Source organism: Streptomyces sp. NPDC059989 (assembly GCF_042736975.1).
GTDB lineage: Bacteria > Actinomycetota > Actinomycetes > Streptomycetales > Streptomycetaceae > Streptomyces.
The window spans coordinates 1-10,314 of sequence record NZ_JBHWUO010000058.1 but is presented as its reverse complement, the minus strand read 5'-3'; the positions used below and the strand labels follow the sequence as shown (position 1 = coordinate 10,314).

Sequence of the window (10,314 nt, the reverse complement as noted above, 5' to 3'; positions counted from 1 at the left end):
GTCGTCCGCCGGGTCGACTTGCGGTGGCGGCAGGGCCGGCGGCGGTGTCGGCGGCTGGGACGAAGGGGGGTCCGCCGGGATCGGGCCCTCGATCGGCGGACACCCGGCGTCCTTGAGCCCGGCATCGTAGGCCGAGTTGAAGCCGTCGACGTATCCGTGGCGGAACCGGTTCGAGGGGTCGCCGTACGACTGGGCGGGCTTTGGTTTGCATGCGGCGCCCACGCCCCAGCCCTCGGCCGCTCCCTGTCGACAACCGTTCCAGTAGGGGTCGTCCTTGTCGAGGCAGAACCCGACGCGGACGACCGCCGCCGAAGGTTGGGCGGCCAGTCCTCCTACTACGACGACTTGTGACAGGGCAAACGCCACGAGGAGCGGCCGGGCAACCAGTTTCGGACGGCGGCAGTGCATGGCCGCGACCTTTCTGATCCATTGCCTTCGTGTCGCTCGTTTCCAGTCAACGACCGCCCGCAGGGAATGTCAATCGGGACCGGAATCAGTGATTCCGGCCCCGGCTCCCCGTCGTCGAAGTGGCGCCAGGCCCAAGCCACTTCGACGACAGGAAACGCCTAGTCCTCCGGCGGGAACACCGGTTCGCCCGTTGCCGCCAGGGTGATCAGGATGGCCTCGACCGGGCAGCCCTCCGCCGCCGTCAGGGTCGGCTCGTTCGCGTCCGTTTCCGGGCTGCGGGGGTGGGACTGGCGTGCCGAGTCGAGGGTGAAGCCGTCCGGGGCGTGGTTCACGCACATGCCCGAGCCGATGCAGACGCCCCGGTCCACCTCGACCTGCCAGCGGTCTCCCATCAGGCACCCGCCTCGTAGCCCGCGGGGAGGTGGATCATCTTGTGCTCCAGGTACTCGCTCAGGCCCTCCGGGCCGAACTCCCGGCCCACGCCGCTGTTCTTGTAGCCGCCGAACGGGCCGAGCATGTCCAGGCTGAAGGTGTTCACGTTGAAGGTGCCCGTCCGGATCTGCCGGGCGAAGTCGATGCCGTGGGCCACGTCGCCGGTCCACACGCTGCCGCTCAGGCCGAAGTCGGAGTCGTTCGCGATCCGGACGGCCTCCGCCTCGTCCCCGTACGGGATCAGGCAGACGACCGGGCCGAAGATCTCCTCGCGGGCGATCCGCATGGAGTTGTGCACGTCGCCGAAGAGGGTGGGCTCCACGTACCAGCCCTGCTCCAGGCCCGCCGGGCGGCCGCCGCCGGCCAGGACCTTCGCGCCCTCCTCCTGGCCGATGCGGATGTAGTCCAGGGAGCGCTGCTGCTGGCGCCGGGCCACGAGCGGGCCGAGCTGGGTCGCCGGGTCGAGGGGGTCGCCGACGACGAGGGCGCCGGCCGCCGCAGCGAGGGCGTCGGCGATCTCGTCGTAGCGGCCGCGCGGGGCGAGGACGCGGGTCTGGGCCACGCACGCCTGGCCGTTGTTCATCCAGGCGGCCGGGACGATCCCGGCGATCGTGGTGTCCAGGTCGGCGTCCGGGAGGATGACGGCGGCGGACTTGCCGCCGAGTTCGAGGGTGACGCGGGTGAGGTTGCGGGCCGCGACCTCCATCACGCGCTTGCCGGCCGCGACCGAGCCGGTGAAGGCGACCTTGTCGACGCCGGGGTGGCCCACCAGGTACTCGCTGACCTCGCGGTCGGCGGGCAGGATCGACAGCACGCCCTCCGGCACCCCGGCCTCGCGCGCGATGTCGGCGAGGATGAAGGAGTCCAGGGGGGACTCGGGGGACGGCTTGAGGATGACGGTGGAGCCGCTGAGCAGCGCCGGGGCCAGCTTGGCCGCCGCCACGAACTGCGGGACGTTCCACGGGATGACGGCCGCGACGACGCCCACGGGCTCGCGGCGCACCAGGATCGGGCCGAGCACGCCCTGGCGGTACTCCTCGTACGGGTAGGCGCGCGCGACGGTGATCGCGGCATCGTAGACCATCATCGGGCCCAGCGCCTGGGCGAGGATGCTCCAGGAGTACGGGGATCCGTTCTGGGAGCTGATCGAGCGGGCGATCTCCTCGTGCCGGACGGCTATGGCGTCCTTGATGCGGGTGACGACGGCGATCCGCTCGTCGAGGGACATCCGCGGCCAGGGGCCCTCGTCGAAGGCCTTGCGCGCGGCCTCGACGGCCCGGTCGACGTCCGCCTTCGAGGCGTGCGGGACTGAGCCGATGACCTGCTCGGTGTGGGGGGAGACGACCTGGATCGTGTCGGTGCCCTGCGGATCCGTCCACTCCCCGCCGATGAACAGTTGTCCGTGTTCCACGAGCTCGGTCATGGCTGATGCCTCCTGCGGCTTGGCGTTCCAGAACTGATACCAGTTCTAGTTGGAGGAGTCCACGGCCAGGACGGAACAGCCCGGAAGATCCAACGACTAGTCAGGAGCCGCCGGAGATGGTCGACTTGGGCTACCAGTAGGAGTGGAACAAGTTCTCGTTCCGAGAGATTCGCGAGCGCGCGGAGTCCGCGGAGCCCGTGGATCACTCGGAGTTCGCAGAGTTCGAGTTCGCAGAGCTCGCAGGGTTCGCAGCGTTCGCAGACAGGGGGACCTCATGTCAGAGGACACGTCACAGGTGACCGACCACGGCGGCGGGGTGTGGGCGATCAAGGTCCCCATCCCCGACAACCCGCTCGGGCACACCCTCGTCCACGTCCTCGACACCGACCGCGGCCCGGTCCTCGTCGACACCGGCTGGGACGACCCCGCCTCGTGGGACACCCTCGTCGCCGGCCTCGCCGCGCTCGGCATCGCCGTCGCCGACGTCCACGGCGTGGTCATCACCCACCACCACCCCGACCACCACGGCTTGTCCGGCCAGGTCCGCGAGGCGTCCGGCGCCTGGATCGCCATGCACGCCGCCGACACCGAGGTCGTCGTACGCACCCGGGCCGCCGAGCCCGGGGTCTGGTTCGACTACATGAGCGAGAAGCTCGCCGCCGCCGGAGCCCCCGAGGAGCACATCGCCCCGCTGCGCGCCGCCCGCGCGAGCGGCCGCATGCGGACCCTGCCCGGGCTGCGGGCCGCCGTCCCCGACCGGGAGATCGTCCCCGCCGAGCTGCTGCCCCTCGCCGGGCGCCGGCTGCGGGCGATCTGGACCCCCGGGCACACCCCCGGCCACGTCTGCCTGCACCTGGAGGAGGAGCACCCGGCGAACCTCCCCGGCAACGGCCGCCTCTTCTCGGGCGACCACCTGCTCCCCGGGATCTCCCCCCACATCGGCCTGTACGAGCACCCGGAGGACCCCCGCGTCACCGACCCCCTCGGGGACTACCTCGACTCCCTCGAACGCATCGGCCGCCTGCGGCCCGCCGAGGTGCTCCCGGCCCACCAGCACGCCTTCACCGACGCGCCCGCCCGCGTGCGGGAGCTGCTGCACCACCACGAGGAGCGGCTGACCGGGCTGTGGGAGCTGCTGGCCGAGCCGCTCACCCCGTGGGGGCTGGCGGAGCGGATGGAGTGGAACCGGCCCTGGGAGCAGATCCCGTACGGCTCCCGCAACATCGCCGTCTCGGAAGCCGAGGCCCATCTGCGGCGGCTGGTCAAACAGGGCCGCGCGGAGGCGGTCCCGGGCAGCGACCCGGTGACGTACCGGGCCCTGTGAGCCCCGCCGGTCGGCCGTGGGAGCCCCGCCGTCGGCCGTGGGAGCCCCGCCGGGAAGGGGCGCCCGGGCCCGGCGCCACCGGGCCGGCGGGCTACGGGCCGGTAGAGTGAGCCCGTCGTCCACACTTCCGTACGGGGGGAAGCCGGTGCGATTCCGGCGCTGACCCGCAACCGTGACCCACCCTCGGCGCCACCCGGCGCCGCCCGGGCGGGGAGCCGGAATGCCCCGTACCGTCAGTGCGCGGCTCGCGCCGCCGGGTCCCCCGGCGGCCGGCACCGTCGAGGTAAACGGAGCCGGAGCCCGGTACCTGTGCGTGCCTGCCTCCCGCTCCCCAGCAGGAGAGGCACCCGCCCCCATGAACGTCCGCCGCAGCGCCGCCGCGCTCGCCGCCTCCGCCGTGCTCTGCGTGGGCGCGGCCCCCGCGGCCCTCGCCGACACCGCCCCGCCCGCCTCCCCCTCGGCGCCGCCGGTGATCCCCTCCGGGCTCTACGGCAAGAACGACCCGACGTACGACGGTGTGTGGCGGCAGTCCTTCGCGCTGCTCGCCCAGCACACGGTCGGCATCAAGCCCGCCCAGCAGGCCGTCGACTGGCTCGTCGGCCAGCAGTGCGCGAACGGCGGCTTCGCCTCCTTCCGTCCGGACGCGGGTGCGGCGTGCGAGGCGACGACGATGTTCGACACGAACGCCACCGCGGCGGCCGTGCAGGCGCTCAAGGCCCTCGGCGGCAAGGACGCGGCGGTCAAGAAGAGCGTGGACTGGCTGAAGTCCGTGCAGAACGAGGACGGCGGCTGGGCCTTCGTGCCCGGCTCGCCCAGCGAGGCCAACTCCACCGCCCTGGTGATCAGCGCGCTCGCGGTGGCCGGCGAGAAGCCGGCCGAGGTCAAGTCGAAGGCCGGCAAGTCGGCGTACGAGGGGCTGCTCCCCTTCCAGCTGGGCTGCACCGCCGAGCCGGCCGCCGACCGGGGCGCCTTCGCGTACCAGCCGGTCGACGGGAAGCTGTTCGCCAACGGCGACGCGACGGCCGCCGCGGTGCTGGCCGGCCTCGGCAAGGGCTCGGCCGTCGTCCCGTCCGGTACGGACACCCCTGCCGCGGCGCTGGCCTGCCCGGCGGGTGCCACCGACCCGGCGGCCGCCGCCCAGGGCGCGGCCGGCTACCTGGCCGAGGCCCTCAAGAAGGACGGCCACCTGATGGCCGTGACCCCGGGCCAGGTCCTGCCGACCCCGGACACCGGCAACACCGTCGACGCGGTGATCGCCCTGGCCGCGGCCGGGCACAAGCAGTCCGCGGCGGGTGCGCTGGAGTGGCTCAAGGCCAACTCCGCGCCGTGGGCGAAGGGCAGCCCGGCGGCCCTCGGCACCCTGATCCTGGCCGCGCACGCGACCGGCACCGACCCGAAGTCCTTCGGCGGCGCCGACCTCGTCTCGGAGCTGAACGCGACCGGCCCGGCCCCGCAGGGCGCGGAGACGGGCGCGACCGAGGTGGAGAGCGAGAAGGACAAGGGCTCCGGCAACCAGAACCTCTGGTGGATCATCGGCGCGGGCGCCGCGGCCGGTATGGGCATCGGCATCCTGCTGAGCGGCCGCCGGAAGAAGAACCAGCTCTGATGCGCCGCCTGCCCGGACTGGCCCTCGCCTTCGGCATCGTCCTGACCCTGCTGGCCGCCGCCCCCGCACTGGCGTCGAGCTACCGCTACTGGTCGTTCTGGGACGGCGCCGGCGGCAGGTGGGCGTACGCCACGATGGGCCCGTCGATGGCCCGTCCGGCGGACGGCTCCGTGCAGGGGTTCCGCTTCGCGGTGAGCAAGGACGCCGGGGACCAGGCGGCGCTGCCGCGGGCCGCGGCCGACTTCGGGGCGGTGTGCGGGGGCACCGCGCCGGTGGAGGGCCGCAAGCGGGTGGCGGTCGTCATCGACTTCGGCGTCCCGGCGGACGCCCCCGCGGGCGACGCCCCGCCGCAGGCGGAGCCGCGGACGGCCTGCGCGCAGCTGGCTCCGCAGGCCACGGCGGCCGAGGCGCTGGCGGAGGTGGCGAAGCCGTTGCGCTACAACGGCGCGGCGCTGCTGTGCGCGATCTCGGGCTACCCGAAGCAGGGCTGCGGCGAGCCGATGGCCGACGGCCCGGCCCAGCCGTCGGCCTCGGCGGCGGCCGCCCCCGCCGGCGACGCTGACGGCGACGGCCCGTCGGCGGGCCTGCTCGCGGGCGTGGCGGCCGTCGCCGCCCTGGCCGCGGCCGGCGTCTGGCAGTCCCGCCGCCGCCGCACCCGATGACGCACCCCACCACCCCGCCACCCGGAGCCCCCGGGGACCCGGCGCCGGAAGCCACCCGGCCGGCCGAGCCGACGGGCTCCCGGCGGCCGATGCCGGACGACCCCAGGCCGGCCGAGCCGACGGGCTCCGGAGCGCCGGGGCCGGCGGCCCACGGCGGGGCGGACGCCGACGGCGCCCAGGCACCCACCGGGGCCACCCGCAGGCGAGCCACTGCCCGCACGGGTGGTGCGGGTGGGTACCCGGGCCGGCCGCAGGCCGGCCGCACCCCCACCGGAGCCGCACCCGGCGACACGACCCCGACCCGCCGGAGCCTGCTCGCGGCGCAGGACCCCTCGCAGGGGCCGACGTACAAAAGAACATGGAAGGCCCCGCACGCCAGTCGCGCCACGGCCCTGCACGCGGGAGCCTGGTGGCTCTGGGCCCTCGGCCTCGCCACCGCCGCCTCCCGGACCACCAACCCCCTCCTCCTCGGGCTGATCGTCGGCGTCGCCGGATACGTGGTCGCGGCCCGCCGCACCGACGCCCCCTGGGCCCGTTCCTACGGGGCCTTCCTCAAGCTCGGCCTCTTCGTGATCGGCCTGCGGCTCCTCTTCTCCATGCTGCTCGGCTCCCCCATCCCCGGCGCGCACACCCTGTTCACCCTCCCGGAGGTCCCGCTCCCGGCCTGGGCCCAGGGCATCCGCTTCGGCGGCAGGGTCACCGCCGAGCAGCTGGTCTTCGCCTTCTACGACGGCGCCAAGCTGGCCACGCTCCTCATCTGCGTGGGCGCCGCGAACGCCCTCGCCAACCCGGCGCGGCTGCTCAAATCCCTCCCGGCCGCCCTGTACGAGGCCGGGGTCGCCGTGGTCGTCGCCATGACCTTCGCGCCGAACATGGTCGCCGACGTCGTCCGGCTGCGGACCGCGCGCCGGCTGCGCGGCCGCCCCACCGGCGGGGTGAAGGCCATCCTCCAGATCGGCCTGCCGGTGCTGGAGGGCGCCCTGGAACGCTCGGTCGCGACGGCCGCGTCGATGGACGCGCGCGGGTACGGGCGCACGGCTCAGGTCCCGCCCGCCGTGCGGCACACCACCAACGTCCTCACCCTCGGCGGTCTGCTCGGCATGTGCGCGGGCACGTACGGGCTGCTGGCCGCCGAGGGGGCGGTGTACGGCCTGCCCGTCCTCGGTATCGGCCTGGTCCTGGCCCTGGCCGGGCTGCGGCTCGGCGGGCGCCGGTCGGTGCGGACCCGGTACCGGCCCGACCGGTGGGGGGTGCGCGCCTGGCTGGTCGCCGGGTCGGGTGCGGCCGTCGCCGCGCTCCTCGTCTACGCGGGCACCGTCGACCCCGAGGCCCTGCGGCCGGGGGTGGTCCCGCTGGTCGCGCCGACGCTGCCGCTGTGGCCGGCGGCCGCGATCCTGATCGGCCTGCTGCCCGCCTTCGTCGCACCCGTACCGCCCAAGGAGGCGTCCCAGTGATCCGCTTCGAGCAGGTCTCCGTCACGTACGAGGGGGCGGCCGGTCCCTCGCTCCAGGGCGTCGACCTGGCGATCCCGGAGGGTGAGCTGACGCTCCTGGTCGGGCCGTCGGGGGTCGGCAAGTCCACCCTGCTGGGGGCGGTCTCCGGGCTGGTGCCGCATTTCACCGGGGGCACCCTGCGGGGGCGGGTGACGGTGGCGGGCCGTGACACCCGTACGCACAAGCCGCGGGAGCTGGCGGACGTGGTGGGCACGGTCGGGCAGGATCCGCTCGCGCACTTCGTGACGGACGTGGTGGAGGACGAGCTGGCGTACGGGATGGAGTCCCTGGGCCTGCCACCTGCGGTGATGCGGCGGCGGGTGGAGGAGACCCTGGACCTGCTCGGCCTGAACGAGCTGCGCGACCGCCCCATCGCCACCCTCTCCGGCGGCCAGCAGCAGCGGGTCGCGATCGGCTCGGTCCTGACCCCGCACCCGAAGGTCCTGGTCCTGGACGAACCGACCTCCGCCCTCGACCCGGCGGCGGCGGAGGAGGTCCTGGCGGTCCTCCAGCGTCTGGTCCACGATCTCGGCACCACCGTCCTGATGGCGGAGCACCGGCTGGAGCGGGTGGTCCAGTACGCCGACCAGGTCCTGCTCCTCCCCGCCCCGGGGGCGGCCCCCGTCCTCGGCGCCCCTTTCCAGATCATGGCGGTCTCGCCGGTCCACCCGCCGGTGGTGTCCCTGGGCCGCCTCGCGGGGTGGTCCCCGCTCCCCCTGTCGGTCCGCGACGCCCGCCGGCTGGCCGCGCCGCTGCGCGACCGACTGGGCGCTGCGGGCGCCCGAAACCGGGCCCTGCCCGGACCCGCGCCTCAAACGCCGGCGGGGCTGGATGTGGTCCCGTCCAGCGTCGCTTCCCCTCACGTGGCGGGGCTGGAATTGCCCCTGCACGGTGACTCAGCTGCGCTCAACGGACGGCAGGCGGCACATCCAGCCCCGCCGGCGTTTGAGGCGCGGGGTCTGGGGCGGAGCCCCAGTTTCGGGAAGGGGCGGGGTGGGGGAAGCCGCCCGCAGGGCCCCCGCTCCGGCCTGCTGGCCCGGTTCCGCAGGGCCACGGCCCCCGCCGACCCAGGCACAGGCACAGGCACGGGCACCGGCCCGGCCGAGGCCCGGAACCTCGGCGTCCGGCGCGGCCGCGCAGACGTGCTGCGCGGGATCGACCTCGCGGTAGCCCCCGGCGAGACCGTCGCCCTCATGGGCCGCAACGGCGCCGGCAAGTCCACCCTCCTGTCCGCCCTCGTCGGCACCGTGCCCCCCGCCACCGGCACGGTGACCGTCGGCGGCGCCATCCCCCACCGCACCCCGCCGAAGGAGATGGTCCGCCGCGTCGGGCTCGTCCCGCAGGAGCCCCGCGACCTCCTCTACGCCGACACGGTCGCCGCCGAGTGCGCCGCCGCCGACTCCGACGCCGGCGCGGCCCCCGGTACCTGCCGGGACCTCGTCTCCGCCCTGCTCCCGGACGTCCCCGACGACACCCACCCCCGTGACCTGTCGGAAGGGCAGCGCCTGGCCCTGGCGCTGGCGCTGGTCCTGACCGGCCGGCCCGCCCTGCTCCTGCTCGACGAGCCGACCCGCGGACTGGACTACGCCGCCAAGGCCCGTCTGGTCGAGATCCTGCGGGCCCTGGCGGCGGACGGCCACGCCATCATCCTGGCCACCCACGACGTCGAGCTCGCCGCCGAGCTGGCCCACCGCGTGGTGATCCTGGCCGGCGGGGAGATCGTCGCGGACGGCCCGACCGCCGAGGTGGTGGTCTCCTCCCCCGCCTTCGCGCCGCAGGTGGCGAAGATCCTCGCGCCGGGCCACTGGCTCACCGTGGCCCAGGTCGCCGAGGCCCTGTCATGAGCCGCCCCGCACGGCCCGCAGGCCCCGCACGGCCCGCACGCCCCACCCGCCCCGCCCGGTCCGCCGGGCCCCGCCCCGCCCGCCCCATCCGCATCGGCCCCCGCGCCGCCGCCGCCCTGGTCCTCGTCACGCTCATCGGCCTGGCGGCCTTCGGCTGGCCGCTCCTCGCCGACCGGCAGTCCGGGCTCGCCCACTCCCAGGACGCCCCCTGGCTCTTCGCGGCGCTGCTCCCGCTCCTCGTCGCCGTCGTCGTCGCGACCATCGCCGACAACGGCATGGACGCCAAGGCGGTGGCGATGCTCGGGGTGCTCGCCGCCGTGGGGGCGGCGCTGAGACCGCTGGGCGCGGGCACGGCCGGCCTGGAGCCCATGTTCTTCCTGATGGTGCTCAGCGGCCGCGTCCTCGGGCCCGGCTTCGGCTTCGTCCTCGGCTCGGTGACGATGTTCGCGTCCGCCCTGCTGACGGGCGGGGTCGGACCGTGGATGCCGTTCCAGATGCTGGCGATGGGCTGGTTCTCGCTGGGCGCGGGGCTGCTGCCCGGGCCGGAGAGGATCAGGGGCCGGGCGGAGCTGCTGATGCTGGCGGCGTACGGCTTCGCGGGCTCTTTCGCGTACGGCACGATCATGAACCTGCAGGGCTGGGTGATCCTGCAGGGCATGGGCCAGGGCATCTCCTTCCACCCCGGGGACCCCGTACCGGCGAACCTCGCGCGCTTCATCGCGTACTGCCTGGCGACCTCGGTGGGCTGGGACCTGGGCCGGGCGGCGCTGACGGTCGTACTGACGCTGACCCTGGGCGCCACACTGCTCAAGGCGCTGCGTCGGGCGACACGGAAAGCTGCCTTCGACGCGCCCGTCTCCTTCGATTCGGGGGTCGCAATCAGCTCGGACCCGGCCCCTGAAAGGGGTACGGATGGTCACATTCGGTGAGATCCGGGCGCTCCGCCGGTGACCCGCCCCACAGGACCCAGGTCACATACGAACCGGGATCGTAGCCCTTAAAGGTCCCGTATGCACCCTTTCATACCGGCTCTCACCTGCACGGACGGCCATCCGGGCCCCGGGGGGCCGTTCCGCCCCGGCTGCGAGGACCACTAGTAAGCGGGGTCGTTGCCAGGGGGTC

Annotated in this window: 8 protein-coding genes, 1 pseudogene and 1 riboswitch; of the genes and pseudogenes, 6 read left to right on the top strand and 3 right to left on the bottom strand. The window is 74.6% G+C overall.

The genetic code is table 11. The annotated features are described in order from the left end of the window. The 3 genes and pseudogenes from ACFWBN_RS33735 to ACFWBN_RS33725 all read right to left on the bottom strand — a co-directional run. A pseudogene (locus ACFWBN_RS33735) lies at positions 1-408 on the bottom strand (hypothetical protein); the annotation flags it as partial. Between the two features lie 158 nt (positions 409-566). Beyond that, positions 567-800 carry a ferredoxin gene (locus tag ACFWBN_RS33730; RefSeq protein ID WP_385183561.1) on the bottom strand — a complete coding sequence of 78 codons (234 nt, stop codon included), beginning with the start codon at positions 798-800 and terminating at the stop codon, positions 567-569. Then, the gene (locus ACFWBN_RS33725) at positions 800-2,263 is read right to left on the bottom strand and encodes an aldehyde dehydrogenase (RefSeq protein ID WP_385183559.1); all 1,464 of its coding nucleotides are present in this window, start codon (positions 2,261-2,263) and stop codon (positions 800-802) included. Before ACFWBN_RS33725 ends, ACFWBN_RS33730 begins: the two co-directional genes overlap by 1 nt. Before the next feature lie 274 nt (positions 2,264-2,537). Between ACFWBN_RS33725 and ACFWBN_RS33720 the strand changes: the two genes are divergently transcribed. The 6 genes from ACFWBN_RS33720 to ACFWBN_RS33695 all read left to right on the top strand — a co-directional run bounded on the left by ACFWBN_RS33720 (position 2,538) and on the right by ACFWBN_RS33695 (position 10,121). Continuing rightward, positions 2,538-3,587 carry an MBL fold metallo-hydrolase gene (locus tag ACFWBN_RS33720; protein ID WP_385183556.1) on the top strand — a complete coding sequence of 350 codons (1,050 nt, stop codon included), beginning with the start codon at positions 2,538-2,540 and terminating at the stop codon, positions 3,585-3,587. A 135-nt stretch (positions 3,588-3,722) separates the two neighbouring features. After that, positions 3,723-3,813: riboswitch (cobalamin riboswitch) on the top strand. A gap of 129 nt (positions 3,814-3,942) precedes the next feature. Next, a complete protein-coding gene (locus ACFWBN_RS33715) occupies positions 3,943-5,193 on the top strand; it encodes a prenyltransferase/squalene oxidase repeat-containing protein (protein WP_385183553.1) in 1,251 nt (416 codons plus the stop codon). Next, positions 5,193-5,855, top strand: a complete 663-nt coding sequence (locus ACFWBN_RS33710) for an SCO2322 family protein (RefSeq protein WP_385183550.1) — start codon at positions 5,193-5,195, stop codon at positions 5,853-5,855. Before ACFWBN_RS33715 ends, ACFWBN_RS33710 begins: the two co-directional genes overlap by 1 nt. Before the next feature lie 311 nt (positions 5,856-6,166). Next, the gene (locus ACFWBN_RS33705) at positions 6,167-7,309 is read left to right on the top strand and encodes an energy-coupling factor transporter transmembrane component T (RefSeq protein ID WP_385183654.1); all 1,143 of its coding nucleotides are present in this window, start codon (positions 6,167-6,169) and stop codon (positions 7,307-7,309) included. Beyond that, entirely contained in the window at positions 7,306-9,192 is a 1,887-nt protein-coding gene (locus ACFWBN_RS33700) for an ABC transporter ATP-binding protein (protein WP_385183547.1), read from the top strand. The genes ACFWBN_RS33705 and ACFWBN_RS33700 overlap by 4 nt, the downstream gene beginning before the upstream one ends. Then, on the top strand, positions 9,189-10,121 hold the full coding sequence (locus ACFWBN_RS33695; RefSeq protein ID WP_385183544.1) for an ECF transporter S component: 933 nt from the start codon (positions 9,189-9,191) through the stop codon (positions 10,119-10,121). The genes ACFWBN_RS33700 and ACFWBN_RS33695 overlap by 4 nt, the downstream gene beginning before the upstream one ends. Positions 10,122-10,314: the final 193 nt, after the last annotated feature.

Bases quoted from the DNA above. Each gene is read 5' to 3' on its own strand.
- ACFWBN_RS33720 (WP_385183556.1), top strand. From the start codon at position 2,538: ATGTCAGAGGACACGTCACAGGTGACCGACCACGGCGGCGGGGTGTGG.
- ACFWBN_RS33710 (WP_385183550.1), top strand. From the start codon at position 5,193: ATGCGCCGCCTGCCCGGACTGGCCCTCGCCTTCGGCATCGTCCTGACC.
- ACFWBN_RS33715 (WP_385183553.1), top strand. From the start codon at position 3,943: ATGAACGTCCGCCGCAGCGCCGCCGCGCTCGCCGCCTCCGCCGTGCTC.
- ACFWBN_RS33730 (WP_385183561.1), bottom strand. From the start codon at position 800: ATGGGAGACCGCTGGCAGGTCGAGGTGGACCGGGGCGTCTGCATCGGC.
- ACFWBN_RS33725 (WP_385183559.1), bottom strand. From the start codon at position 2,263: ATGACCGAGCTCGTGGAACACGGACAACTGTTCATCGGCGGGGAGTGG.
- ACFWBN_RS33695 (WP_385183544.1), top strand. From the start codon at position 9,189: ATGAGCCGCCCCGCACGGCCCGCAGGCCCCGCACGGCCCGCACGCCCC.